Origin of the sequence: Laribacter hongkongensis DSM 14985 (genome assembly GCF_000423285.1) — a bacterium.
Classification (GTDB): domain Bacteria; phylum Pseudomonadota; class Gammaproteobacteria; order Burkholderiales; family Aquaspirillaceae; genus Laribacter; species Laribacter hongkongensis.
Window position 1 is genome coordinate 133726 of record NZ_AUHR01000001.1, and the last position, 25219, is coordinate 158944.

The following is a 25219-nucleotide window of genomic DNA, read 5'->3' on the forward strand; positions in this document are numbered from 1 at the left end:
CGCCCTGCCGGCTTCAGGAGACGATATCCCTCACTGCTCAGAAATTGCTGCCAAACCACGATTTCATGCGTTCGAAAATCGAGCCGATGCCGCCGGACTCCACCTTGACCGGAGCCTGCCGCACCATTTGTTCCTTGCCGAGCAGCAGCAGCCCGACTGCCGTGGAGTACGAAGGCTTGCGCACCACCTCGGCCAGCCCGGCGTAATACTGCGGCACGCCGACCCGGACGGGCAGGTGGAAAACCTCTTCGGCCAGTTCGCACATGCCCGGCAACTGGCTTGAACCACCGGTCAGCACGATGCCGGATGCCAGCATGCCGTCAAAACCGGCCCGCTTGAGTTCCTGCTGCACCAGCACAAACAGCTCTTCAACCCGCGGCTCGATCACTTCGGCCAGCGTGGCGCGCGACAGCTGGCGCGGCCCGCGTTCGCCCACCCCGGGTACGTCGATCATCTGCGCCGGATCGGTCAGCCGGCTCAGGGCCACGCCATGGGCGATCTTGATTTCCTCGGCTTCCTTGGTCGGTGTCCGCAGGGCCATGGCAATGTCGTTGGTGATCTGGTCGCCGGCGATCGGAATTACCGCGGTATGCCGGACCGCACCGCCACGCAGCACGGCGATGTCGGTGGTACCGCCACCGATGTCAATCAGGCACACGCCCAGATCGCGCTCGTCTTCGGTCAGCACCGCTTCGGCACTGGCCAGCGGTTGCAGGATCAGGTCATTGGCCTCCAGCCCGCAGCGGCGCACGCACTTGGTAATGTTCTGTGCGGCACTGACTGCACCGGTCACGATGTGCACGCGCGCTTCCAGCCGCACGCCGGACATGCCCAGCGGCTCGCGCACGTCTTCCTGGCCGTCGATGCAGAATTCCTGCGGCAATACGTGCAGGGTCTGGTGATCTGACGGGATGCTCACCGCCCGGGCGGTGTCGATCACGCGGTCGATGTCGGCCTGCGTGACCTCGCGGTCACGGATGGCCACCATGCCGTGCGAATTGACACTCTTGATGTGGCTGCCGGCGATGCCGGTATAGACCTCGTTGATCTTGCAGTCGGCCATCAGTTCGGCCTCGCGCACGGCGGCCTCGATGGCTTTGACGGTTGCCTCGATGTTGACGACCATGCCCTTGCGCAGGCCGCGCGACGGCGTGTCGCCCATGCCGACGATGTTGATGGTGCCCTCGTCGGTCACCTCGGCAACGATGGCGACGATTTTCGAGGTGCCGATGTCGAGCCCCACGAGCATCTGTTGCGTATCCCTATGCTTGCTCACCTGTTCGCTCCACCCGCTCTGTCTCTGTGTCCTGTCTCTCATGCCGCCGGCCGGGCCGGCTGCCTGCCCGGTACGTAATCGGGCATTTTGACCGCGAATCCGTTGGGATAGCGCAGGTCGACGTATTCCATCCTGTACGGCAGCCTGGACAGCTCTTGCCGCCAGATCGCCACAAACCTGTCCAGACGGGGCCCGACTTCGTCGCGCCCCAGTTCCAGCTCCAGCCCGTTGTCGAGCTTCATGCGCCAGGCCCGCCGGTCAGACAGCACCAGCTCGGCAATTTTCAGTCCGGCCGGCTGCAGGGTCTGGCCAAACCGCTCCAGCGCCTGCGCCAGATCCGGCTCGCTGCCGCCGGGCCCGTCCACTACCGGCATGGATTCGCTGGTAGCGGCATCAAACCATTCACCCTGTGTCGAAAGCAGGCCCGCATGTTTCCAGCGTGCAGCAGCCTCGTATTCCTCAATGACTATGTCAAGACGGTCAGGCCATTGTCTCCGTACCACAGCCTGGCGTACCCAAGGCAGTTTTTCGAAGGTTTCGCGCGTCGCGTCGAGGTTCAGGGTGAAAAACGTTCCTCTCAGTTCACTTTCGGCCACCAGCTTGAGCTGTTCGGGCGTCACGTGTTTCAGCGTGCCGTCGATCCGGATCACCCGCACCGGAAACCAGGGCGAATGAGCCAGCCAGTAGCCTCCGGCCACCAGACCTATCAGCAGGGCAAGCCCGGTCAGGAAGCTTGCCAGACTGCCGAGCGCCCGGTGGTTATCCCACATGTGCCGCTTCCAGCACCTTGAGGCACAGGGCTTCGTAAGTCAGCCCGGCCTCGCGTGCGGCCATCGGCACCAGGCTGTGGGTCGTCATGCCCGGTGCAGTATTGATCTCCAGCAGATACGGCTGCCCCGCCTCGTCGACGAGAAAGTCGATCCGCCCCCAGCCGCTGCCACCGAGCACGGCAAAGCCCTGCTCGGCCAGACGGCGCATGGCCAGCTCGTGTTCGTCATCCATTCCGGCCGGACAACGGTACACGGTGTCATCACGAAAATACTTGGCGTCGTAATCGTAAAACTCGGTGGCCGGTTCGATCTTGATCGCCGGCAGGGCCCGGCCTTCCAGCAGGGCCACGGTGTATTCGCCCCCTCCGACAAACTGCTCGGCCAGCACCAGCGGATCGAACTTGCGTGCTTCGGCGTAGGCCTGTGCCAGTTCGCCGGCCTTGCGGACCTTGGTCACACCGAGGCTGGAGCCTTCGCAGGCCGGCTTGACGAACATGGGCAGGCCCAGCTCCGCCTCAATCGCGGCAAAATCACTGTCATCGGCCAGCAGGCGGAAATCCGGCACCGGTAGCCCGGCAGCCTTCCACACCAGCTTGGAGCGCCATTTGTCCATGCCGATGGCCGAGGCCATCACGCCGCAGCCGGTGTAGGGAATTCCCATGGTTTCCAGCGCCCCTTGCAGGGTGCCGTCTTCACCAAACGCCCCGTGCAGGGCGATGAACACACGGTCAAAGCCTTCCGACTGCAAGGCGGCAAGCGGCTTTTCGGCCGGATCAAAGGCATGGGCGTCCACGCCCTGCCCGCGCAGGGCGTTCAGCACCCCCTGCCCGCTCATCAACGAGATTTCGCGCTCGCAGGAGTTGCCTCCCATCATCACGGCGACTTTGCCAAATCTGGACTTCATTGTTTCATTCATGCTGCTTGGGTTCCTGCCAAGGTCACGAGCCGGCCCGGAGTCTGGCCGATCGAGCCCGCCCCCATGGTCAGGACCACGTCCCCGTCCTGCAATTGATCCAGAAGCGTGGCCGGCAGGTCGGCGATCCGCTCCACAAAAACCGGTTCCACTTTGCCGGCCACGCGCACTGCACGTGCCAGCGCACGGCCGTCAGCCGCCACGATCGGTGCCTCACCGGCCGGATACACCTCGGCCAGCAACAAGGCATCCACGGTAGACAGCACGCCGACGAAATCCTCGAACAGGTCACGCGTCCGGGTATAGCGGTGCGGCTGGAAAGCCAGCACAAGCCGCCGCTCCGGAAACGCCCCGCGGGCAGCGGCCAGCGTGGCTGCCATTTCCACCGGATGGTGGCCGTAGTCATCAACCACCGTCGCCTGTCCTCCGGCGGGCAGGGCAATGTCGCCATAGCGCTGGAAGCGCCGTCCCACACCGGAAAACTCTGTCAGCCCGGCCGCAATCGCACCGATGTCGGCTCCGCATTCCAGGCCGATGGCAATGGCCGCCAGGGCATTGAGCACGTTGTGGCGTCCGGGCAGGTTGAGCGTGACCGGGTGGCGCTGTTCTTCGCCCTGCTGCTGCCAGACCACGTCAAACAGCATCTGGCCGGCCACCGGACGGATGTTGTCCGCCCGGACGTCGGCATCAGGCGTCAGGCCGTAGGTCGTCAGCGGCCGGGTGACAAATGGCAGGATTTCACGTACGTGTTTGTCGTCAATGCACAACACTGCCCGGCCATAGAACGGCAGCCGCTGCAAGAAATCGATGAATGCCTGCTTGAGCCGCTCGAAATCATGGCCGTAGGTATCCATGTGGTCGGCGTCGATGTTGGTCACGACGGCCATGACCGGCGACAGGCACAGGAAGCTGGCGTCCGATTCGTCGGCCTCGGCGACCAGATAGTCTCCCGAGCCCAGGCGGGCATTGCTGCCGGCGGCCGTCAGGCGGCCGCCGATCACGAAGGTCGGGTCCAGTCCGGCGCGCCCCAGCGCACTGGCGACCAGGCTGGTCGTGGTCGTCTTGCCGTGCGTACCGGCAATGGCGATGCCCTGCTTGAAGCGCATCAGTTCGGCCAGCATCTGCGCACGCGGCACGATGGGAATGCCGGCTGCGCGGGCAGCCATCACTTCCGGGTTGTCAGCCTGCACGGCCGTTGAAGTCACCACGACATTGGCGCCGTGCACATGCCCTTCGGCATGGCCGACATGAATCTGCGCTCCCGCTGCCGCCAGCCGCTCGGTCGTGACACTGGCAGCCAGATCGGAGCCGGACACGGTATACCCCAGCGTCAGCAGGACTTCGGCGATGCCGCTCATGCCGACGCCGCCGATGCCGACGAAGTGAATGTGTCTGACTTTGTGTTTCATGCTCTGAATCCGCTTGCTGGCGCAAAACTCGTAAGGATACTGATTTTTCCGGTCCTGCTGTTTTGCGCCCAGTCATTTCCCGTGTTCGTCATTCGGCCAGCTCCTCGCAGACATCCGCCACCCGGCTGGCCGCATCGGTACGCGCCTGCCGGCGTGCCGCCACCGCCATCTCCAGACAGCGGTCGCGCGTCATGTCCGCCAGCAGGGCCGCCAGAGACTCGGCCGTCAGCCCGGACTGCGGCAGCAGGATGCCGGCTCCGGCATCCGCCAGAAAAGCGGCATTGCCGGTCTGGTGGTCATCCACGGCATGCGGAAACGGCACCAGCACGCTGGCTACGCCAGCCGCAGCCAGTTCGGCCACGGTCAGTGCACCGGCCCGGCACAGCACCAGATCAGCGGCGGCATATTCGGCGGCCATGTCGTCGATAAAGGCCCGGCAGTCAGCCGTCACGCCGGCGCGGGCATAGTTGTCACGCAATGCGTCCAGCTGCTTTGCTCCGGCCTGCTGCACCACCACCGGGCGTTCCGCCGCCGGCAGGCGGGCCAGTGCCTCGGGTACCACCTCGTTAAACACCCGGGCACCCAGGCTGCCGCCCACCACCAGCAGGCGCAACGGTCCGCTGCGTCCGGCAAAGCGGCTTTCCGGCGCCGGCAGCGCTGCGATGTCCGCCCGCACCGGGTTACCGACCAGACCGGCCTTGCCGGCAAACGCGCCGGGAAAGGCAAACAGGGTGCGTGTCGCAATGTGCGACAGCACGCGGTTGGTCAGCCCGGCAACCGAATTCTGTTCGTGGATCACCAGGGGTTTCCACAGCAGGCGTGCAGCCAGCCCGCCCGGCGCACCGGTATAGCCGCCGAATCCCACCACCACATCCGGCCGCACGCCAAACTGCAAGGCCAGTGACTTGAGCACGGCCCGCGCCAGCATGAGGGGCATCAGCAACCAGCGCCGTACGCCATTGCCACGCACGCCGCGGATGGCCAGCGTTTTCAGCGGATAGCCACGGTCCGGCACCAGACGGGTTTCCATACCGCCCTCGGCGCCGAGGAACACCACGGTCCAGCCGCGCTGGCGCAATTCATCCGCCACCGCCAGCGCCGGGAAAATGTGCCCCCCGGTTCCACCCGTCATGATCAAGGCTGTCCGATTCATTTCAATTCGCCAATTCCTGCTTTACGCCAAAAACCAACAGTTGATAACACACGGCAATTTTACCGGCTTGATCTGGATTCCATACATTGAAATCCTTTTCTGGATTCTGTCATCCATGGTCGTTTTTCCGTTTGCCGGCGGAAAAACACAAATGGACTACACCTTGTAACCCCGCATCAGCAACCGGTTTTCCCAGTCAATCCGCAACAGGATTGCCAAAGCCATGCAATTTGCAAGAATTGCACTTCCACCATAGGACAAAAGCGGCAAGGTCAAACCTTTTGTTGGTAGCAAACCCAGATTCACGCCGATATTGATAAAACACTGCCAGCCAATCCAGATTCCGATGGCCTGAGCCGCCAGCGCCTGGAAATGCCTTTCGAGTTTTCTGGATTCGCGTCCGATATGAAACGCGCGCCAGACCAGCCAGGCAAACAATCCGACCACGGTAGCAATGCCGGCAAATCCGAATTCCTCGCCGATCACCGCCATCAAAAAGTCCGTGTGCGCCTCGGGCAGGTAAAAGAGTTTTTCCACGCTTTGCCCCAGTCCGACGCCAAACCACTCGCCACGGCCAAAGGCAATCAGCGAATGCGACAGCTGGTAACCCTTGCCGTACGGATCCTGCCACGGGTCCAGAAACCCGACCACGCGCTCCATCCGGTACGGAGAACTCACCACCAGCCCCACCGCTGCCACCGCCCCGATGATCAGCAGGCCGAAAAAGATCCGCCCGTTGATGCCGCCGAGAAACAGGGTGGCCATGGCAATCACCGCCACCACGGCAAAGGCACCGAAGTCCGGCTCGGCCAGCAGCAGTCCGCCGACCAGCACGATGGCACCCGCCATCGGCACAAAGCCCTTCCACAGGCTTTCAAGAAAAAATCCCTGCAAGTACACGGCCTTGCGCGAAGTAAAGTCGGCGGCATACACCACCACCGCCAGCTTCATCAGCTCGGACGGTTGCAGGTTCATGAAGCCCAGCGAAATCCAGCGGCGCGAACCGTTCACCACCTTGCCGATCCCCGGCACCAGCACCAGCGCCAGCAGCACGATCGCCAGCAGGAAAATCTTTGGCGCCCAGCGCTGCCAGATCCGCGTCGGCACCCGGAACACGCACCAGCCCACCCCCAGCGCCACGCCCAGCGACAGCGCATGCCGGATCAGGTAATAAAACCGGCTGTGGGTGGCGCGGTCGGCATCGGCATAGGCAATCGAGGCGGAATACACCATCACCAGCCCGATGGTCAGCAGGGCAACGATGACCCAGGCCAGCGGTTCGTCAAAGGTGCGAAAACGCGGCTCACCCAGCCCGGCCGGCGAACGCACCGGCCCTTGCAGGCTGCGCGCCACCACCCGCCCCCGTCGCCACCAGCCTTGCCAGACGGCTTTCACGGCTGCACTCCTGCCAGTTCACGGGCGCTGGCAATGAACACTTCTGCCCGGTGGGCATAGCCACGGAACATGTCAAAGCTGGCACAGGCCGGCGACAGCAGCACCACATCCCCCGGCTGCGCCAGCTCGAACCCGCGCCGGGTCGCTTCTTCCAGCGTGGCGCAGTCGATCAGCGGCAACGCCAGTCCGGCCAGCGCCTGGCGCACGACCGGCGCATCCCGGCCGATCAGCAACACTGCCCGGCCGATACGCGCCAGCGCCGGTGCCAGCGGGCTGAAATCCTGCCCCTTGCCGTCGCCGCCGGCGATCAGCACCACCGGCCGGGTCATGCCCTTGAGGGCCGCCTCGGTGGCACCGACATTGGTGCCCTTGGAATCGTCGATGAAGTCCACGCCCTCGTGGGTGAGGACGTGCTCGACCCGGTGCGCCAGCCCCTTGAAGGTGGTCAGCCCGGCCAGCAATCCGGCCCGAGGCAGTCCGGCGGCCTCGCACAGCGCCAGCGCCGCCAGCGCATTGGCCGCATTGTGCAGACCGACCAGCTGCATGGCGTCAAACGGCAACAGCGCCTCGCCACCGGCACACAGCCAGTGACGGCCGTCACGCTCGGCCAGTGCGTAATCCGCCCCGGCATCTTCCAGCGAAAACCACACATGCCGCCGCTGCGGCCGCGCCATGGCCCGCACGAACAGGTCGTCGCGGTTGAGCACCTGCACACCGCCGCCGTTGAACACCGCCGCCTTGCTGTCAGCGTACGCGAGCAGGTCGCGGTAACGGTCGAGGTGATCCTCGGAAATGTTCAGCGTCGTGGCGGCGATGGCGTTGAGGCTCGTGGTGGTTTCCAGCTGGAAGCTGGACAGTTCCAGCACGAAACATTCGGGCAGTTCGCCACCGGCTTCGATGTCGGCCAGCGCATCCAGCACCGCCAGGCCGATATTGCCGGCCACCACCACGCGGCGCCCGCAGGCCGCCACCAGATGACCGGCCAGTGACGTCACCGTGGTCTTGCCGTTGGAGCCGGTAATGGCGATCACCGGGATGGCCAGCGGGGCAATCGCCCGCGCGAACACCTCCACGTCGCCGATCACTTCGCCGGCAAAGGCAGCCACCGCCGGCGTCGCCAGCGGTACGCCGGGGCTCAGCACCAGCACGTCGCAACCGGCAAACGTCGCAGCAGAAAACGCGCTGGCGCGCAGCTCGGCGCCCGCGGCCACCCCGGCCAGCTGGCCGGCATTGGGCGGTGCCTCGCGGCTGTCGGCCACCACCAGCCGGCCCACGCGCGGAGCCAGGAAACGCGCCGCTGCCAGGCCACTGCCGCCCAGCCCGACCACGCACACGGTTTTGTTGGCGAATCCCAGATCGGCGTACATGGCGGTTTATCTCAGCTTGAGGGTGGAAAGGCCGGCAAGGACCAGCATCATGGTGATGATCCAGAAGCGCACCACCACCTGGGTTTCCTTCCAGCCCTTGAGTTCAAAATGGTGATGCAGCGGCGCCATGCGGAACACCCGCTTGCCCGTGAGCTTGAAGCTCGCCACCTGGATCATCACCGACAGGGCTTCCATCACGAAGAGGCCGCCCATCACGAACAGCACGATTTCCTGGCGCACGATCACCGCCACCGTGCCCAGCGCCGCGCCCAGCGCCAGCGCGCCGACGTCACCCATGAACACCTGTGCCGGATAGGCGTTGAACCACAGGAAGGCGAGGCAGGCACCGGCCATGGCGGCGCAGAACACCGCCACCTCGTGCGCGCCCGGAATGTGCGGCAGCGACAGGTAGCTGGCAAACACGCTGTTGCCGGCCACGTAGGCAAACACCGCCAGTGCGGCCGACACCATCACCACCGGCATGGCAGCGAGGCCGTCCAGCCCGTCGGTCAGGTTGACCGCGTTGCTGGTGCCGACGATCACGAAATAGGTGAGGATGCAGAAGCCGACCACGCCGAACGGATAGATCACGTGCTTGAAGAACGGCACGATCAGTTCGGTGGCCGCCGGCAGCGACGCCGTGCTGATGAGGTAGATACCGGCAAAAATGGCGATGGCCGACTGCCAGAACATCTTGGCGCGGGCGGAAATGCCCTTCGGGTCCTTGTAGACCACCTTGCGCCAGTCATCGTAAAAGCCGATCGCTCCGGTGCCGAACAGCACCGCCAGCAGGAGCCAGACGTACTTGTTGGTCAGGTCGGCCCACAGCAGGGTGGTGATGCCGATCGACAGCAGGATCAGCGTGCCGCCCATGGTCGGCGTGCCGGTCTTGACGAGGTGCGTCTGCGGCCCGTCGGTACGGACCGCCTGCCCGACCTTGAGTTCGGCCAGCTTGCGGATCACCCACGGTCCGAGTGCCAGCCCGATGCCGAGCGCGGTCAGGCTTGCCAGCACCGCACGCAGCGTGACGTAGTTGAATACATTGAATGCCCGGACATATTCGCCGAGCCAGTCTGCCAGCCAGAGTAACACTTGATTCCCTACTGGGCCGCCCCTCGGCGTGCCCTGGTTTGTTGTCCTGCCTGCGGGTCAGTACCCACCGGTTGCAGTCGCGGTCAGTGCCGCCACCACCCGTTCCATCTTCATGAAGCGCGAGCCCTTGACGAGCACGCTGTCGGCCGCGCCCAGCGGCGCCAGCGCCTCCAGCACAGCCTCGACCGAATCACACGCCAGTGCGCCCGGCCCAAAAGCCGCCGCCGCTTCACGGCTGACCGCCCCCAGCGTCACCAGCCCGTCCAGCCCGGCCGCCTTGGCCGCCTGGCCGATTTCGGCGTGCAGCGCCGGCGCACCCTCGCCCAGTTCGCCCAGATCACCGAACACCAGCCAGCGCCGGCCGCTCCGGGCCGCCAGTACGGCAATGGCAGCCCGTACCGAATCCGGATTGGCGTTGTAGGTGTCGTCGATCACCGTCAGCCCGCTGACGGCACGCCGGAATGCCAGCCGGCCGGGAACTCCGGCAAACGCCTGCAAACCGGCCACCATCGCCGGCAGCGGCACGCCCATGGCCGACGCCACCGCACAGGCAGCCAGCGCATTGGCGAGCATGTGCTGCCCCGGCACCGGCAGCATGACTGCGGCCCGGCCGGCCGGCGTCACCAGCGTCAGCCGGCTGCCGTCGGCCAGCAGTTCGGCATCGAGGGCATGCACGTCCCCGGCGGCAAGACCGAATTCCACGATCCGCCGGCCGGCAGCGGCTGCCACGAAAAGATCCCGGTTCGGGTCGTCGCGGTTGATGACGGCCACGCCGTCGGCAGCCAGTCCGGCAAAAATCTCGGCCTTGGCCTGGGCAATCGCTTCCACCGAGCCGAAATGGCCGATATGCGCGCGCAGGGCGTTGTTGACCAGCGCCACCGTCGGTCGCGCCAGCCCGGAAAGATAGGTCAGCTCGCCGGCATGGTTCATGCCCATTTCGATCACGGCGGCCCGATGCGTGTCGCGCAGGCCGAGCAGGGTCAACGGCATGCCGATGTCGTTATTGAAGTTGCCGCCGGTCGCCAGCACCGCTTCGTCGCCCAGCCACTGCGCCAGCATGCCGCGCAGCATTTCCTTGACCGTGGTTTTGCCGTTGCTGCCGGTAATGCCGGCCAGCGGCAGGTCAAAGCGCCGGCGCCACAGCGCCGCCAGCTGGCCGAGCGCCAGGCGCGGATCGGCCACCTTGACCAGCGGCGCACCGGGCAGGTCGAAGTCACAGCGCACCACGGCACCGGCGGCACCGCGCGCCAGCACGTCGGCTACAAAATCATGGGCATCAAAGCGCTCGCCCTTCAGGGCGACGAACAGGTCACCGGCCTTGATGGCCCGGCTGTCGGTCACCACCCGCGTGAAACCGGTGTTGTCACCCTGACGGACGGCAAACAGGGCCTCGGCCACCTCGTGCAGGGTCAGCATGGGCGCTGTCCCCAGGCACACAGTGCCGCCTCGGCCTCGCGCACGTCGCTGAAGCTGTGCTTGACGCCCTGGATGTCCTGGTAGTCCTCGTGACCCTTGCCGGCCACCAGCACCACGTCCCCGACCCTGGCCTGTGCCACCGCCCAGTGGATGGCGGCCCGGCGGTCCGGTTCGACCTGCGTCGGCTGCCGCATGCCGGCCAGGATGTCGTCGATGATCACCTGCGGCGACTCGGTACGCGGATTGTCGCTGGTGACCACGGTCACGTCGGCAAAGCGCTCGGCGATGTCGCCCATCAGCGGCCGCTTGCCGCGGTCACGGTCGCCGCCGCAGCCGAAGACGGCAAACAGGCGGCCGCCGGCCGGCTTGATGTCTGCCAGCGTCGACAGGGCTTTTTCCAGTGCGTCCGGCGTATGGGCATAGTCAATCACCACCAGCGGCTCGCGCGTGCCGCCGACCCGCTGCATGCGCCCGCGCGCCGGCTGGATCTGTCCCAGCACCCGGCACGCCTGCGTCAGCGGCACGCCGTTGACGCACAGCACAGCCAGGCAGGCCAGCAGGTTGGAGGCATTGAAACGGCCAAGGAAGGCCGACTCGATGCGGCCGTGGCCCCACGGGGTGGCCAGCTCCATCGCCAGCCCTTCAAGACTGGCGTGCACTGCCATCGGCCGTACGTCGCCATGTTCCAGCCCGTAGGTAATTACCTGTCCGGCCGTACAGCGGCTTGCCAGCTCGCGGCCGAACTGGTCGTCCACGTTGATGACGGCATGCTGAAGGCCCTGCCAGTGGAACAGGCGCTCCTTGGTAGCGCCGTAGGCAGCCATCGAACCGTGATAGTCCAGATGGTCGCGGGTCAGGTTGGTGAACACGGCGGTGCCGAACGTCACACCGTTGACGCGGAACTGGTCCAGCCCGTGGCTGGACACTTCCATGGCGACCACATGCGCGCCCTGGCGGCGGAAATCCGCCAGCGTGCGCTGCACCGTCACCGGGTCCGGCGTGGTGTGGGTGGCGTCGGACAGCGCACCGAAAAAGCCGTTGCCGACTGTGCCGATCAGCGCCGCCTTCTGCCCCAGCAGGGTGAAGGCCTGTGCCAGCCAGGTGGTGATCGAGGTCTTGCCGTTGGTGCCGGTAACACCGATCACCGTCAGCGCCTCGCTGGGCCGTCCCAGCAAAAAGGACGCCACCACGCCGGCGCGGGCACGCAGGTCCGGCACCGGCAGGTTGGGCACGGTCCAGCCGGGCTGCCATTCAAAGCCGTCTGCCGGGTCCCACGCCACGGCCACCGCCCCGCGGGAAATGGCGTCGGCAATGTAGTTGCGGCCATCGGCATATTCGCCACGGAAGGCCAGGAAGAGGTCACCCGGCAACACGCGGCGGCTGTCGGACGTGACCCGGTCCGGCCGCGCGCCCAGCGCATCCAGCGCGGCAGCATCCCAGGGTGCCAGGGGAGTCAGAGCGGAAATCATGTTTCTTCTTTCACGACCGGCATGTCGGCCGGCAGGAGGGTATTGTGGGTCGGCGCATCCGGCTCGATGCCCAGCACGCGCAGGCTGCCCGCCATCACCCGGCTGAATACCGGTGCCGCGGAAATGCCGCCGTAGTACTGGCCGCCGGACGTGTCCGGTTCGTCGAGCATCACCGCTGCAATCAGGCGCGGCCGGCTGGCGGGCACGAAGCCGGCAAACGAGGCGACGTACTTGCTGGTGACGTACCGGCCGTTTTCGAGCTTGCGCGAGGTGCCGGTCTTGCCGCCGACGGTATAGCCGAGCACCTGCGCCCGGGTAGCCGTGCCGCCGGGCTGGGTCACGCTGACCAGCATGTCGCGCACCTTGCGCGCCGTTTCCGGCCTGAGCACCTGACGCCCCGGCAGCGGCTGCGCCAGCCGGGTGAACGACAGCGGCAGCAGCACGCCGTCGTTGGTGAAGATGGTATAGGCCCGCACCAGCTGCAACAGGCTGACGCTGATGCCGTGGCCGTAGCTCATGGTGGCCTGCTCGATCGGCCGCCAGTGCTTCCATGGCCGCAGCATGCCGGCTGCCTCGCCCGGAAAGCCGGACTGCGGACGCCGGCCGAAGCCGAGGTCGGAATAGAACTGCCACAGATCATGCGGTGGCAGCAGCAGGGCAATCTTGCTCGAACCGACGTTGGACGACTTTTGCAGCACCCCGGCCACGTCCAGCGCCGGATAGTCGTGGGTATCGCGGATGCGCGCCGGGCCGATCATGTACGGCAGGGTCTCGAACACCTGGTTGGGCCGGACCAGCCCGGCATCCAGCGCCTTGGCGATGGCAAACGGCTTGAGGGTCGAACCCGGTTCGTAGATGTCGATGACCGCATGGTTGCGGCGCAGCTCCGGCGCCATGCTGGAGCGGCTGTTGGGGTTGAAGGTCGGCAGGTTGACCAGGGCCAGCACCTCGCCGGTGCGGGCGTCGAGCACCACCATGCTGGCAGCCTTGGCGTTGGATTTTTCCATCGCCACCTTCAGTTCGCGCCAGGCGAGATACTGGATGCGCCGGTCGATCGACAGCGTCAGCGTCTGGCCGTCACGCGGCCGCTCGATGGCGGCGATGTCCTCGACGACATGGCCGCGCCGGTCCTTGATCACGTGACGGCGGCCGGCAGCACCGGCAAGCATCGACTCGCGCGTCAGCTCCATGCCTTCCATTCCCTGACCATCGATGCCGGTATAGCCAACCAGGTGCGAGGTGATTTCGCCGGCCGGGTAAAAACGCCGGAACTCCGGCTGGGTACTGATGCCGGGAATGCCCAGCGCCATCACTTCGCGGGCCAGCTCGGGCGAAATCTGCCGCTTGAGGTAAACAAATTCGCGCCGCTTGTCGGCAAGCCGGCGGCCGATCAGGTCAGCCGGCATGTCCAGCAGGCGCGCCAGCCGCGCCACCTGTGCGGCCGGCACCGGGTCCATGTCGGCCGGACTGGCCCAGATCGACTCCACCGGCGAGGAAATTGCCAGCGGCTCGTTGTTGCGGTCGGTGATCATGCCGCGGGTGGCTTCCAGCCGCAGCACCCGGCTGTAGCGGGCCGATCCCTGGTCCTGCAAAAAGTCCTGCGACACGACCTGCAGGTACAGTGCCCGCCCCAGCAGCAGCAAAAACAGCGTCAGCAGGCCGAGGCCGACCAGCCGCACCCGGCCTTCGGCCAGCACGGGACGCGCAGCCTGGCGCGGCGTGGCGCCGGGACGACGGCTGTCCCGTGGCGTGTGAATGGAACCGACGCGCATCAGGGCCGCCCTCCGCGCAGGGTAAAGACCTGGATTTCTTGGGTTTCCGGCACCCGCATCGACAGCCTGGCGCTGGCCTGCTGCTCGATGCGCGGGTGCGCAGCCCAGGTACCCTGCTCCAGCCGCAACTTGCCGAATTCGATGTCCAGGTTCTGGGCGAATTTCTGCTCGCGCTCAAGCTCGGCGTAAAGCTGGCGGTTGGTGTGACGGGTGGTGATGACGATCATGGCCAGTCCGACCAGGATCGCCAGCAGGACGAAATCCAGCCGTTTCACGGTGCGGCATCCCAGGCCACGGCACTGCGCTCGGCCACGCGCATGATGGCGCTGCGGGCACGCGGATTGCGCGCCAGCTGCTCGTCACCTTCACGGACCGGCTTGCCGACCAGCCGCAGCGGCGGCTCGGGCAGGTCAGCTGCCCGCACCGGCAGCCCGCGTGGCAGCTCGGGTGGCGATGAGGCGTCACGCAGGAACAGCTTGACAATGCGGTCTTCCAGCGAGTGGAAGGCGATCACCACCAGCCGGCCGCCCGGCCGCAGCCGGCGTACGGTCTGCGGCAGCACGGCCTGCAGTTCGTCCAGCTCGCGGTTGATGAAAATGCGGATCGCCTGAAAGGTGCGGGTGGCCGGGTCCTGGCCTTTTTCACGGGTCCGGACGCAGCGGGCACACAGGGCGGCCAGTTCGCCGGTGGTGGTCAGGAACTGCCCCTCCAGCCGGTTGGCGACAATGGCCCGGGCAATGCTGGCGGCAAACCGCTCTTCACCGTAATCGCGGATCACGGTGCGGATTTCCGCCTCGTCGGCACGCGCCAGCCAGTCAGCGGCGGTTTCGCCGCGCGTGGTGTCCATGCGCATGTCGAGCGGCGCATCAAAACGGAAGCTGAATCCGCGACTGGCGTCGTCGATCTGCGGTGACGACACGCCAAGGTCCATCAGCACGCCGTCCACCTTGTCGATGCCGAGCCGGTCCAGTTCACGGTCCAGCCCGGCGAAGCCTTCATGCACGATGGTCAGGCGCGGATCGTCCAGCTCCGTAGCCACGGCGATCGCCTGCGGATCCTTGTCGAATGCGACCAGCCGGCCGGCCGGTCCCAGGCGGGACAGGACCAGCCGCGAGTGGCCGCCGCGACCGAACGTGCAGTCGACGTAAACGCCGTCCGGCCGGATGGCGAGCGCCTCGACGGCTTCCTGCAACAACACGGTGACATGCACAAAACCGGCACTCACAGAGCAATCTCTCCCAGATGCGCCAGACTGTCCGGTGCGGCCAGTACGGCGTCCATTTCAGCGTCCCAGCGCGCTTCGTCCCAGAGCTCCCAGCGCCGCCCCATGCCGACCAGCACCACCTTGCGCTCAAGGCCGGCCAGCTTGCGCAGCCTGGCCGGCAGCAGGATGCGTCCGGCCGGGTCGGGGGTCAGCGCTTCGGCATGGCCAAGGACCAGACGCTGAAAACGCAACGCTGCCGGATCATTGGCCGGCAGCGACATTAATCGGGCTTCCACCGGCTGCCAGCACGACAGCGGGTAGAGCAACAGGCATTTGGCGGATTCCAGCGTCACGACCAGCGTGGCGTCGCTCATGTCGGCCCGCAGCCGGGCCGGGACCATCAGACGTCCCTTGCCGTCAAGCGTAAGCGAGGCAACACCACCGTTGAGCATGGCTGTTCAAATCCACCGGTCAGGTAAAAGAAGCGGCTTTTGTCCACATTTTCCCACTTTTCGCCACTATAAGGACGCAGCAATCCACCGTCAATGTCGCCCGGCTGCAATTCATGTTTCAGGACAAGTACTTAGAGACCCTTCAGGCATCATTGTCCGATCAAATCAGGCACTTGCCGGCAGGCCGGCCACCCAACGACAAAGCCCTCCGGCAACGGAGGGCTTGAACGGACAACGCAGCCGGTCAGCCGGCCAGTTTCTGCCGCAGGATGTCCTGCACCTGCGCCGGGTTGGCCTTGCCCTTGCTGGCCTTCATCACCTGGCCTGCCAGCGCGTTGAGCGCCTTTTCCTTGCCGGCGCGGAACTCTTCCACGGCCTTCGGATTACCGGCGATGGCGTCGTCGACCAGTTTCTCGATGGCCCCGGCGTCGGACACCTGCTTGAGGCCATCGCGCTCGATCACGGCGTCAGCCGACAGTTCACTGTCCCACAGGGCATCGAACACCTGTCTGGCGAGCTTCGACGACACGGTGTTGTCGGCGATGCGCACCAGCAGGCCGGCCAGCCGTTCCGGTGCAATCGGGCAGGCTGCCAGCGCCATGTCCTCGCGGTTCAGGCGGGCAGCCAGCTCACCGGTGATCCAGTTTGCGGCGAGCTTGCCCTGGCCGGACGCAGCCGCAGCGGCTTCGAAGTAGCGCGCCACGTCGAGGCTCTGCGTCAGTTGCGCGGCATCGAGTTCCGGCACGCCAAAGCTCTCGACAAAACGTGCGGCCATTTCGCCCGGCAGTTCCGGCATGTCGGCACGCACGGCAGCGAAATCAGCTTCGGTCACGGTCAGCGGCAGCAGGTCGGGATCGGGGAAGTAGCGGTAGTCATGCGCGTCTTCCTTGCTGCGCATGGCGCGGGTTTCACCGGTAGCCGGGTCGAACAGCACGGTGGCCTGCTGCACCTTGCCGCCATCTTCGATCAGGTCGATCTGCCACTGCACTTCGTAGTTGATCGCCTGCTCGAGGAAACGGAACGAGTTGAGATTCTTGATCTCGCGGCGGGTGCCGAATTCGGCCTGCCCTTCGGGACGCACTGACACGTTGGCATCCACGCGGAAACTGCCTTCCTGCATGTTGCCGTCGCAGATGCCAAGCCAGGTAACCAGTCCGTGCAGGGCGCGAGCGTAGGCCACGGCTTCGGCAGCCGAGCGCATTTCCGGCTCGGAGACGATTTCCAGCAGCGGCGTGCCGGCGCGGTTGAGGTCGATGCCGGTGGAGCCCTCGAACTCTTCGTGCAGGCTCTTGCCGGCGTCTTCCTCGAGGTGGGCACGGGTCAGGTTGATGCGCCTTTCCGTCTCGCCCACGCGGATGGCGATCTGGCCACCCTCGACGATCGGCTTTTCAAACTGGCTGATCTGGTAGCCCTTGGGCAGGTCGGGATAAAAGTAGTTCTTGCGCGCAAAGATCGACACCGGGTTGACGGTGGCGCCGATGGCGAGGCCGAAGCGCACGGCTTTTTCCATCGCCACGCGGTTCATCACCGGCAGCACGCCCGGCAGGGCGATGTCCACCGCGCAGGCCTGGGTATTGGGTGCAGCACCAAAGGCCGTGCTGGCACCGGAAAAAATCTTCGACTGGGTCGAGAGCTGCGCATGCACCTCCAGACCGATGACGACTTCCCATTTCATGGTCGAGAAATCCTGTTGTCTGGCGGGATGCCACGCTGGCACCCCGCGGAATGCGGAACGGGCAGCCTGGCTGCCCGGACGGTTACAGCGCCGGCGCGCGGGTGTGCCAGTCGGTAGCCTGCTGAAACTGGTGCGCCACGTTCAGGAGGCGCGCTTCGGCAAAGTAGTTGCCGATCAGTTGCAGGCCGACTGGACGACCGTTGGCCGCCACGCCGGCCGGCAGGCTCATGCCCGGCAGCCCGGCGAGGTTGACCGCCAGCGTGTAGATGTCGGCAAGATACATGGCGGTCGGATCGCTGGTCTTTTCGCCGAGGTTCCACGCCGGCGTCGGTGCCACCGGGCCGAGGATGACGTCACACTCGGTCAGCGCACACTGGAAATCTTCCGCGATCAGGCGGCGGATTTTCTGCGCCTGGATGTAGTAGGCGTCGTAATAGCCATGCGACAGCACGTAGGTGCCGACCATGATCCGGCGCTTCACTTCCTCGCCAAAGCCTTCGGCGCGCGACTTTTCGTACATCTCGGTCAGGTCGCGGTAGTCGGCGGCGCGATGGCCGTAACGCACGCCGTCAAAGCGGCTGAGGTTGGAGCTGGCTTCGGCCGGGGCGATCACGTAGTAGGCCGGGATCGACAGGCGGGTTTTCGGCAGGCTGACCTCGACGATGTCGGCACCGAGCTTCTTGAGCTCGGCCACGGTTTCGTCGACCACGCGGGCGATGTCGGCATCCAGCCCTTCGGCGAAAAACTCTTTCGGCAGGCCGACCTTCAGTCCGGCAATCGGGCGGGCCAGATCACGGGTGTAGTCTTCCGCCGCGCGCTCGACGCTGGTCGAATCGCGCTCGTCAAACCCGGCCATGACGTTGAGCAGCAGGGCGCAGTCTTCTGCGGTCTGCGCCATCGGCCCGCCCTGGTCGAGCGAACTGGCATAGGCCACCATGCCGTAGCGGCTGACCACGCCATAGGTCGGCTTGATGCCGGTAATGCCGCAGAAGGCGGCTGGCTGGCGGATCGAGCCGCCGGTATCGGTACCGGTCGCGGCCGGCACCAGGCGCGCGGCAACGGCAGCGGCCGAGCCACCCGAGCTGCCACCCGGCACGGCGGCCAGATCCCACGGGTTTTTCACCGGGCCGTAGAACGAGTTTTCGTTCGACGAGCCCATGGCGAATTCGTCCATGTTGGTCTTGCCGACCGTCACCAGACCGGCAGCCTTGCAGCGGGCCACCACGGTGGCGTCGTACGGGCCGATGAAGTTGTCGAGCATCTTCGAGCCGCACGAGGTTTTCATGCCTTCGGTGACGAAGAGGTCCTTGTGGGCCAGCGGGATGCCGGCCAGCGGTGAAGCGGTGCCGGCGGCACGGGCGGCATCGGCGGCACGGGCCGCGGCCAGCGCGCTGTCGCGGTCGGCCACGGTGATGAAGGCGTTGAGCACCGGGTTGAGGCGCCCGATACGGTCAAGGGCGTCGGCAACCAGTTCGGCGCTCGACACCTCGCGGGCCGCCAGCTGGCCGGCCAGAGCTTTGAGTGTGTAGGACATGGGATTCACGCAGGAAGGCCGGCAGCGCAGGCCGCCGGCACGAAATCATTCAATGACTTTGGGCACCAGGTACAGGCCGTTCTCGACCTGCGGAGCGACTGCCTGGTAGGCGGAGCGGCGGTCCGTTTCGGTCACCGCATCGGCGCGCAGGCGCAGGGCAGCGTCCTGCGGATGGGCCATGGGCTCGACGCCGGCGGTGTCCACGGCACGCATGGCCTCGATCAGGTCGAAAATCCCGTTGAGCTGACCTTGCACCGCGCCGCGCTCGGCCTCGCTGACGCGCAGCCGCGCAAGCCGGGCAATCTTGACGACGTCATCTGAGGAGAGGGCCATAAAATCCTCGTTAATGCCTTAATATTTAGAACTTTGTAGGTTATCATACCGCGCCGTTTCGCCCAAGCGCCCGCCAGGCGCCGGAAAACGGTATCCACCCCAGAATTCCCAAGGCTGCGGCCGAGTTCCGCAGCCGATATCAGGACCAGTACATGCTCCGCTCCATCACCGGCTATTTTTCTCACGATCTGGCTATTGACCTCGGTACTGCCAACACGCTCATTTACGTCACGGGCAAGGGCATTGTCCTCAACGAGCCATCGGTGGTCTCGATTCATCACGAACCGAACTCCAACAAGAAGACCATCTTGGCCGTCGGTCTCGAAGCCAAGAAAATGCTTGGCCGTACCCCGGGTTCGATCCAGGCCATCCGCCCGATGAAAGACGGCGTGATCGCCGACTTCACCGTGACCGAGCAGATGCTCAAGCAGTTCATCAAGAAGGTCAGCCCGAGCCGCTTCTTCAGCTCCAGCCCGCGCATCGTCATCTGCGTGCCGTGCGGCTCCACCCAGGTGGAACGCCGCGCCATCAAGGAATCGGCCCTCGGCGCCGGCGCCCGCCGCGTCGAGCTGATCGAGGAACCGATGGCCGCCGCCATCGGCGCCGGCCTGCCGGTCGAAGAGGCCACCGGCTCGATGGTGGTCGACATCGGCGGCGGCACCACCGAAGTCGGCGTGATCTCGCTGGGCGGCATCGTCTACTCCAACTCGGTGCGCGTCGGCGGCGACAAGTTTGATGAAGCCATCATCAACTACATCCGCCGCAACTACGGCATGCTGATCGGCGAAACCACCGCCGAAGAAATCAAGAAAACCATCGGCTCCGCCTTCCCGGGCGCCGAAGTCAAGGAAATGGAAGTCAAGGGCCGCAACCTTGCCGAAGGCATCCCGCGCTCGTTCACCGTCTCCTCCAACGAAGTCCTCGAAGCCCTGACCGAACCGCTGAACCAGATCGTGTCGGCCGTGAAGATCGCGCTGGAACAGACCCCGCCGGAACTGGGCGCCGACATTGCCGAAAAGGGCATGGTGCTGACCGGTGGCGGCGCGTTGCTGCGCGACATCGACCGCCTGCTGCAGGAAGAAACCGGCCTGCCGGTATTCGTCGCCGAAGACCCGCTGACCTGCGTGGTGCGCGGCTCGGGCAAGGCGCTCGACAAACTCGACAAGGCGGTCGGCACCATCTTCACCTACGACTGACCGCCCGGTCCGTTTTTCACCCCTCGAACACCAGACGCCCGCCCGCGCGGGCGTCTGCGTAAATGTGTATGGACTTTGCGAGCCAACCGAGATTCTTCCGTCAGGGCCCCAGGCCGCTGACCCGTGCGCTGGTCTGCGGCGCGCTGTCGCTCGGACTGATGATTGCCGACGCCCGCTTCCAGCTGCTGGAAAACACCCGCGAATCGGCAGCCGTCGCCCTGTACCCGCTCCAGTGGATGATCAATGCACCACTGGCCGCCGGCCTGCGCCTTGCCGAATTCGTCACCGCCCAGGCCGAGCTTGAGCGCGACAACCACGCCCTGCGCAACCAGCAGATCACGCTGGCCGCCCGCTTGCAGCGGCTGTCGGCCCTGGAAAGCGAAAACGCCGAGCTGCGCCAGCTGGCCGGACTGCGCGAGGTGCAGGGCGGCTCACCACGCTTTGTCGAAATCCTGTCGCTGTCGCGCGACCCGTTTTCGCGCCAGCTCGTCATCGACCAGGGCACGCAGGCCGGCATTATCGCCGGCCAGCCGGTGATCGATGCCCACGGCCTGCTCGGACAGGTCACCCGTGTCGCCCCCCTGACCTCCGAAGTCACCCTGATTACCGAAAAAGGCACCATCGTGCCGATCCAGGTCGCCCGCAACGGCATCCGCGGACTGCTGTACGGCGACGGCAACCGGGTGGAGCTGCGCTACCTGCCCCTCAATGCCGACGTCAAGGAAGGCGACATGCTGGTCACCTCCGGCCTCGGCGGCGTGTTTCCGGCCGGCCTGAACGTGGCCAGGGTCAGCCTCGTCGAACGCGACGCCGGCCGGACCTTCGCCACCATCCAGAGCGAACCGGTCGGTCTTGTCGACCGCGGCCGCTTTGCCCTGGTCCTGCCGCGCGCCGAGCGCGAACCGCAGCCCTCGCCACACCCGGCTCCGCTGCCACCCCGCCCGGCCGACGAAAAGCCGGCCGGCAAGGCCGCACACCGGAATGCCCAGAGCGCCGCGACAGCCACTCCCGCCACCGGCAAGCCCGTCCCGGCGGCGACACCTTCTCCGGCAGTGACGACGACCACACCACCGGCCCGCTCCGTCGCAGCCGGCAGCCCGGCTCCGGTCCGTCCGGCAACCGCCACGCCCCCGGCGGCCAGCACTGCACCGGCCGCTCCGTCCACCCCGGCCACCGCTCCGGCGCGCGCCACTACCCAACCCTGAGCCATGGACAAACCCCGCGAACTGCTCCGCCCGGTACGCAAGCGCTGGATCGCCCTGTCGCTGGCACTGGCGCTGGTGGTCGAGTTGCTGCCGCTTTCCGGCCCGGCCCGCCTGACACCGGATTTCGTCGCCCTCCTCGTGCTGTACTGGAACATCAACCAGCCGTCGCGCTTCGGCATCGGCCTGTCGTTCCTGGTCGGCCTGATCGGTGACTTTTTCAGCGCCGGCCTGATCGGCCAGCATGCACTGGCCTACACCGTCATCAGCTACCTGGTCTTGCTGCGGCAGCGCCAGATCGCCATGTACAGCCTCGGCCAGCAGGCGCTGATCGTGCTCGGCCTGCTGTTGCTGAGCCAGGCAATCATGTGGCTTGCGCGCATGGCGCTGGGCGGCGTGGTAGTAGGCTGGAGCTACTTCATGTCGCCGTTCGTCGGCGCACTGCTGTGGCCGCTCCTGACCACCATCCTGCTGTGGCCGCAACGCAGCGGCAGCAGCCGCCAGCCGGGTTAGGGCCGTACACGCATGTTTTCGTTCCGGCGCCGTTTTTCGTTTGCCCGGCTGTTGCGGAGCAAGGCTCCGCAGACGCCGCAAGAGAGTGACCGGCAGTTCCAGATCCGGCTGCTGGTCGCGTTCGGGGCCATCCTGTTTGCGTTTGGCATCCTGTTTACCCGTTTTGTCTGGCTGCAGGTGTTCCAGTTTGACCACTTCAGCACGCTGGCCCAGCAGAACCGCATTTCCTTTGTGCCGATCGTGCCCAACCGCGGGCTGATCGTCGACCGCAACGGCGTGGTGCTGGTGCAGAACTACTCGGCCTACACGCTGGAGCTGACGCCATCCAAGATTCCCGACCTGCCCGCCACCCTCGAAGAGCTGGGCCGGCTGGTCGAAATCACCCCGCGCGACCTCAAGCGCTTCCGCAAGCTCAAGGCCGAATCGCGCAACTTCGAGAGCATTCCGCTCAAGCTCAAGCTCACCGACGACGAAGTGGCGCGGGTGGCGGCCGAAAGCTACCGGCTGCCCGGTGTGGAAATCAATGCACGGCTGTTCCGCGACTATCCGTACAAGGACCAGCTGGCGCATGTGGTCGGCTATATCGGCCGTATCAACCAGCGTGACAAGGACCGGCTGGACGAAGAGGAAAAGAGCGCCAACTACCGTGGCAGCACGCACATCGGCAAGACCGGTCTGGAAGCCGTGTACGAGGACGAGCTGCATGGCCAGACCGGCTTCGAGGAAGTGGAAACCGACGCCGGTGGCCGTGCCATCCGCACCCTGCGGCGTACGCCGCCGGTCAACGGCAAGACACTCAGGCTGGCGCTCGACATCCGGTTGCAGCAGAAGGCCTTCGAACTCTTTGGCGACCGCCGCGGCGCCCTGGTGGCGATCGAACCCGCCACCGGCGGCGTGCTGGCGTTTGTCTCCAAGCCCGGCTTCGACCCCAACCTGTTCGTGGACGGCATCGACAGCCAGAGCTGGAAAGACCTCAACGAAGACTGGAAGCGCCCGCTGATCAACCGTGCGCTGCGCGGCCTCTATCCGCCGGGCTCCACCTTCAAGCCGTTCATGGCCATGGCCGCGCTGGAAAGCGGATTCCGCGATCCGGGCTACACCATTGCCGACCCCGGCTACTTCACCCTGCCCGGCTCCAGCCACCGTTTCCGCGACTCCAAGCCGGCCGGACACGGTACGGTCAACCTGTTCAAGTCGATCCAGGTTTCGTCCGACACCTACTACTACAAGCTCGCCTGGGACATGGGCATCGACCGCATTGCGCCGGAGCTGGCCAAGTTCGGCCTCGGCTCGGTCACCGGCATCGACCTTGACCACGAAGCCAAGGGCGTGCTGCCGTCCAAGGAATGGAAGACCCGCCGCTTTGCCGCCAAGCGCTACCGCGAAGAGCACCGGCGCTGGCTGCCGGCCGACGTGGTGCCGATCGGCATCGGCCAGGGCTACAACGCCTACACGCCGCTGCAAATGGCGCAGGCAACGGCCATCCTTGCCAACAACGGCGTGGTGTTCAAACCGCACGTGGTCAAGGAAATCGTCGATACGCAGACCGGGACCAGCACGCTGGTCGAGCCGCAACCGGTGCGCGACAACCATTTCAAGCCGCAGCATGTCGACTTTGTCAAAAGTGCCATGGCGGCCGTACTCAAGCCCGGCGGCACCGCTGCGCGGCTGGGCGGCAACCTCGCCTACGAAATGGCCGGCAAGACCGGCACGGCGCAGGTGGTGCAGATCAAGCAGGGTGCCAAGTACAACGCGGCGGCACTGGCCGAGCAGCACCGCGACCACTCGTGGTTCATCGCCTTTGCCCCGGTGGCCGAGCCGAAGATCGCCATCGCGGTCATCGTCGAAAACGGCGGCTGGGGGGCAGCAGCGGCAGCGCCGATTGCCCGCCAGCTGACCGACTTCTATCTTCTGGGCGACCAGGCTGCCAGCCGGCTGGCGCCGCCGCCCGCGCAACAAGGTGCCGAAGATGCATCCGAATCTGATTAGCCGCGTCTGGGCGCGCATCAAGGCGCCGGTGGACGGCTGGCTGTTGCTGTTCGTGGTCCTGCTGTTTGCCGTCAGCCTCGTCGTGCTGTACAGCGCCTCCAACGAAAGCATGGACCGCATCGCCAACAAGGCCGTGTTCATGCTGGTGGCGCTGGGACTGATGTGGCTGGTCGCCAACATCCGGCCGGAAATCCTGATGCAGCTGGCGCTGCCGGGCTATCTGGCCGGGCTGGTCCTGCTGCTGGGAGTGGCGGTGGCCGGCGAGGTGGTCAACGGCTCGCGGCGCTGGCTGGACATCGGCATCACCCGCATCCAGCCGTCCGAAATCATGAAGATCCTCGTGCCGATGACCGTGGCGTGGTTTTTCCAGCGCTTTGAAGGCAAGTTCGGCTGGTGGCACTACGTGGTGGCGGCCCTGATCCTCGGCGTGCCCATGGCGTTCGTGCTCAAGCAGCCCGACCTCGGCACGGCTACGCTGATCGGGGCGGCCGGCTTTTTCGTGATCTTTTTTGCCGGCCTGCCGTGGCGCGTGCTGCTGATCGGCCTGTCCGGCTTTGCCGCCACGCTGCCGGTGATCTGGACCCTGCTGCACGACTACCAGCGCCGCCGGGTGCTGACGCTGCTGGACCCGACGCAGGACCCGCTCGGTGCCGGCTACCACATCATCCAGTCGATGATCGCCATCGGTTCGGGCGGCCCTTTCGGCAAGGGCTGGCTCTCCGGCACCCAGACCCACCTCGACTTCATCCCCGAGCGCACGACCGACTTCATCTTTGCCGTCTACGCCGAGGAATTCGGCCTGCTGGGCAACGGCCTGCTGCTGGTGCTGTACACGCTGGTGATTGCCCGCGGCCTGATGATCGCCGCCAAGGCCACCACCCTGTTCGGCCGCCTGCTGGCCGGCGCCATCACGCTGTCGTTCTTCACCTACGCCTTCGTCAACATGGGCATGGTGTCCGGCATCCTGCCGGTGGTGGGCGTACCGCTGCCGCTGGTGAGCTACGGCGGCACGGCCATGGTCACCATCCTGACCGGTTTCGGCATCCTGATGTCGATCCACAAGAACCGGCCGCTGCTCAAGCGCTAGGC

At 65.8% G+C, this 25219-nt stretch carries 22 protein-coding genes; 5 read left to right on the forward strand and 17 right to left on the reverse strand.

Annotated elements, in window-relative coordinates; all coding sequences use genetic code 11:
• Positions 1-37: 37 nt before the first annotated feature.
• From ftsA to gatC, 17 genes are all read right to left on the reverse strand, one after another.
• Positions 38-1249, reverse strand: a complete 1212-nt coding sequence (gene ftsA, locus G542_RS0100655) for a cell division protein FtsA (RefSeq protein WP_197736104.1) — start codon at positions 1247-1249, stop codon at positions 38-40.
• Between the two features lie 65 nt (positions 1250-1314).
• Positions 1315-2046 carry a cell division protein FtsQ/DivIB gene (locus G542_RS15485; protein WP_012698493.1) on the reverse strand — a complete coding sequence of 244 codons (732 nt, stop codon included), beginning with the start codon at positions 2044-2046 and terminating at the stop codon, positions 1315-1317.
• Complete coding sequence (locus tag G542_RS0100665; RefSeq protein WP_012698494.1) at positions 2036-2962, reverse strand: D-alanine--D-alanine ligase; 927 nt, start codon at positions 2960-2962, stop codon at positions 2036-2038. Before G542_RS0100665 ends, G542_RS15485 begins: the two co-directional genes overlap by 11 nt.
• Positions 2959-4368 carry a UDP-N-acetylmuramate--L-alanine ligase gene (murC, locus tag G542_RS0100670; protein ID WP_027823122.1) on the reverse strand — a complete coding sequence of 470 codons (1410 nt, stop codon included), beginning with the start codon at positions 4366-4368 and terminating at the stop codon, positions 2959-2961. The genes G542_RS0100665 and murC overlap by 4 nt, the downstream gene beginning before the upstream one ends.
• Before the next feature lie 88 nt (positions 4369-4456).
• Positions 4457-5521 carry an undecaprenyldiphospho-muramoylpentapeptide beta-N-acetylglucosaminyltransferase gene (murG, locus tag G542_RS0100675; protein WP_027823123.1) on the reverse strand — a complete coding sequence of 355 codons (1065 nt, stop codon included), beginning with the start codon at positions 5519-5521 and terminating at the stop codon, positions 4457-4459.
• Positions 5522-5677: 156 nt separating this feature from the next.
• Complete coding sequence (ftsW, locus tag G542_RS0100680; protein ID WP_211218770.1) at positions 5678-6916, reverse strand: putative lipid II flippase FtsW; 1239 nt, start codon at positions 6914-6916, stop codon at positions 5678-5680.
• Positions 6913-8271, reverse strand: a complete 1359-nt coding sequence (gene murD / locus G542_RS0100685) for a UDP-N-acetylmuramoyl-L-alanine--D-glutamate ligase (protein WP_027823125.1) — start codon at positions 8269-8271, stop codon at positions 6913-6915. The genes ftsW and murD overlap by 4 nt, the downstream gene beginning before the upstream one ends.
• A gap of 18 nt (positions 8272-8289) precedes the next feature.
• Positions 8290-9375: a phospho-N-acetylmuramoyl-pentapeptide-transferase gene (mraY, locus tag G542_RS0100690; RefSeq protein WP_012698500.1), complete on the reverse strand. Its 1086-nt coding sequence runs from the start codon at positions 9373-9375 to the stop codon at positions 8290-8292.
• Positions 9376-9432: 57 nt separating this feature from the next.
• Complete coding sequence (locus G542_RS0100695; protein ID WP_027823126.1) at positions 9433-10791, reverse strand: UDP-N-acetylmuramoyl-tripeptide--D-alanyl-D-alanine ligase; 1359 nt, start codon at positions 10789-10791, stop codon at positions 9433-9435.
• Complete coding sequence (locus G542_RS0100700; RefSeq protein WP_012698502.1) at positions 10785-12260, reverse strand: UDP-N-acetylmuramoyl-L-alanyl-D-glutamate--2,6-diaminopimelate ligase; 1476 nt, start codon at positions 12258-12260, stop codon at positions 10785-10787. Before G542_RS0100700 ends, G542_RS0100695 begins: the two co-directional genes overlap by 7 nt.
• Positions 12257-14032, reverse strand: coding sequence for a peptidoglycan D,D-transpeptidase FtsI family protein (locus G542_RS0100705; RefSeq protein ID WP_012698503.1), 1776 nt, complete (start codon positions 14030-14032; stop codon positions 12257-12259). The genes G542_RS0100700 and G542_RS0100705 overlap by 4 nt, the downstream gene beginning before the upstream one ends.
• Complete coding sequence (gene ftsL / locus G542_RS0100710) at positions 14032-14307, reverse strand: cell division protein FtsL (RefSeq protein ID WP_012698504.1); 276 nt, start codon at positions 14305-14307, stop codon at positions 14032-14034. Before ftsL ends, G542_RS0100705 begins: the two co-directional genes overlap by 1 nt.
• Positions 14304-15257, reverse strand: coding sequence for a 16S rRNA (cytosine(1402)-N(4))-methyltransferase RsmH (gene rsmH / locus G542_RS0100715; RefSeq protein ID WP_027823127.1), 954 nt, complete (start codon positions 15255-15257; stop codon positions 14304-14306). Before rsmH ends, ftsL begins: the two co-directional genes overlap by 4 nt.
• On the reverse strand, positions 15254-15688 hold the full coding sequence (gene mraZ / locus G542_RS0100720; RefSeq protein ID WP_012698506.1) for a division/cell wall cluster transcriptional repressor MraZ: 435 nt from the start codon (positions 15686-15688) through the stop codon (positions 15254-15256). The genes rsmH and mraZ overlap by 4 nt, the downstream gene beginning before the upstream one ends.
• Positions 15689-15932: 244 nt before the next feature.
• Positions 15933-17363, reverse strand: a complete 1431-nt coding sequence (gatB, locus tag G542_RS0100725; protein WP_012698508.1) for an Asp-tRNA(Asn)/Glu-tRNA(Gln) amidotransferase subunit GatB — start codon at positions 17361-17363, stop codon at positions 15933-15935.
• 82 nt (positions 17364-17445) lie between these two features.
• Positions 17446-18897 (reverse strand): Asp-tRNA(Asn)/Glu-tRNA(Gln) amidotransferase subunit GatA, encoded by a 1452-nt coding sequence (gene gatA, locus G542_RS0100730; RefSeq protein WP_027823128.1) that lies wholly within the window; start codon positions 18895-18897, stop codon positions 17446-17448.
• Between the two features lie 45 nt (positions 18898-18942).
• Positions 18943-19230 carry an Asp-tRNA(Asn)/Glu-tRNA(Gln) amidotransferase subunit GatC gene (gene gatC, locus G542_RS0100735; RefSeq protein ID WP_012698510.1) on the reverse strand — a complete coding sequence of 96 codons (288 nt, stop codon included), beginning with the start codon at positions 19228-19230 and terminating at the stop codon, positions 18943-18945.
• A 152-nt stretch (positions 19231-19382) separates the two neighbouring features.
• On the opposite strand from gatC, the gene G542_RS0100740 reads away from it, so the two are divergent.
• From G542_RS0100740 to rodA, 5 genes are all read left to right on the forward strand, one after another.
• Positions 19383-20426 carry a rod shape-determining protein gene (locus G542_RS0100740; RefSeq protein ID WP_012698511.1) on the forward strand — a complete coding sequence of 348 codons (1044 nt, stop codon included), beginning with the start codon at positions 19383-19385 and terminating at the stop codon, positions 20424-20426.
• 68 nt (positions 20427-20494) lie between these two features.
• Positions 20495-21631, forward strand: coding sequence for a rod shape-determining protein MreC (mreC, locus tag G542_RS15490; protein ID WP_051189828.1), 1137 nt, complete (start codon positions 20495-20497; stop codon positions 21629-21631).
• Between the two features lie 3 nt (positions 21632-21634).
• Positions 21635-22141 carry a rod shape-determining protein MreD gene (gene mreD, locus G542_RS0100750; RefSeq protein WP_012698513.1) on the forward strand — a complete coding sequence of 169 codons (507 nt, stop codon included), beginning with the start codon at positions 21635-21637 and terminating at the stop codon, positions 22139-22141.
• A gap of 12 nt (positions 22142-22153) precedes the next feature.
• Positions 22154-24130, forward strand: a complete 1977-nt coding sequence (mrdA, locus tag G542_RS15495; protein WP_051189829.1) for a penicillin-binding protein 2 — start codon at positions 22154-22156, stop codon at positions 24128-24130.
• Positions 24111-25217, forward strand: a complete 1107-nt coding sequence (rodA, locus tag G542_RS0100760) for a rod shape-determining protein RodA (protein WP_012698515.1) — start codon at positions 24111-24113, stop codon at positions 25215-25217. The genes mrdA and rodA overlap by 20 nt, the downstream gene beginning before the upstream one ends.
• Positions 25218-25219 lie beyond the last annotated feature (2 nt).

Bases quoted from the DNA above. Each gene is read 5' to 3' on its own strand.
- mreD (WP_012698513.1), top strand. From the start codon at position 21,635: ATGGACAAACCCCGCGAACTGCTCCGCCCGGTACGCAAGCGCTGGATC.
- G542_RS0100695 (WP_027823126.1), bottom strand. From the start codon at position 10,791: ATGCTGACCCTGCACGAGGTGGCCGAGGCCCTGTTTGCCGTCCGTCAG.
- gatA (WP_027823128.1), bottom strand. From the start codon at position 18,897: ATGTCCTACACACTCAAAGCTCTGGCCGGCCAGCTGGCGGCCCGCGAG.
- G542_RS0100740 (WP_012698511.1), top strand. From the start codon at position 19,383: ATGCTCCGCTCCATCACCGGCTATTTTTCTCACGATCTGGCTATTGAC.
- mrdA (WP_051189829.1), top strand. From the start codon at position 22,154: ATGTTTTCGTTCCGGCGCCGTTTTTCGTTTGCCCGGCTGTTGCGGAGC.
- G542_RS0100700 (WP_012698502.1), bottom strand. From the start codon at position 12,260: ATGATTTCCGCTCTGACTCCCCTGGCACCCTGGGATGCTGCCGCGCTG.
- ftsA (WP_197736104.1), bottom strand. From the start codon at position 1,249: ATGCTCGTGGGGCTCGACATCGGCACCTCGAAAATCGTCGCCATCGTT.
- G542_RS15485 (WP_012698493.1), bottom strand. From the start codon at position 2,046: ATGTGGGATAACCACCGGGCGCTCGGCAGTCTGGCAAGCTTCCTGACC.
- mreC (WP_051189828.1), top strand. From the start codon at position 20,495: ATGGACTTTGCGAGCCAACCGAGATTCTTCCGTCAGGGCCCCAGGCCG.
- murC (WP_027823122.1), bottom strand. From the start codon at position 4,368: ATGAAACACAAAGTCAGACACATTCACTTCGTCGGCATCGGCGGCGTC.
- rodA (WP_012698515.1), top strand. From the start codon at position 24,111: ATGCATCCGAATCTGATTAGCCGCGTCTGGGCGCGCATCAAGGCGCCG.
- gatC (WP_012698510.1), bottom strand. From the start codon at position 19,230: ATGGCCCTCTCCTCAGATGACGTCGTCAAGATTGCCCGGCTTGCGCGG.
- G542_RS0100665 (WP_012698494.1), bottom strand. From the start codon at position 2,962: ATGAATGAAACAATGAAGTCCAGATTTGGCAAAGTCGCCGTGATGATG.
- murG (WP_027823123.1), bottom strand. From the start codon at position 5,521: ATGAATCGGACAGCCTTGATCATGACGGGTGGAACCGGGGGGCACATT.
- mraZ (WP_012698506.1), bottom strand. From the start codon at position 15,688: ATGCTCAACGGTGGTGTTGCCTCGCTTACGCTTGACGGCAAGGGACGT.
- G542_RS0100705 (WP_012698503.1), bottom strand. From the start codon at position 14,032: ATGCGCGTCGGTTCCATTCACACGCCACGGGACAGCCGTCGTCCCGGC.
- gatB (WP_012698508.1), bottom strand. From the start codon at position 17,363: ATGAAATGGGAAGTCGTCATCGGTCTGGAGGTGCATGCGCAGCTCTCG.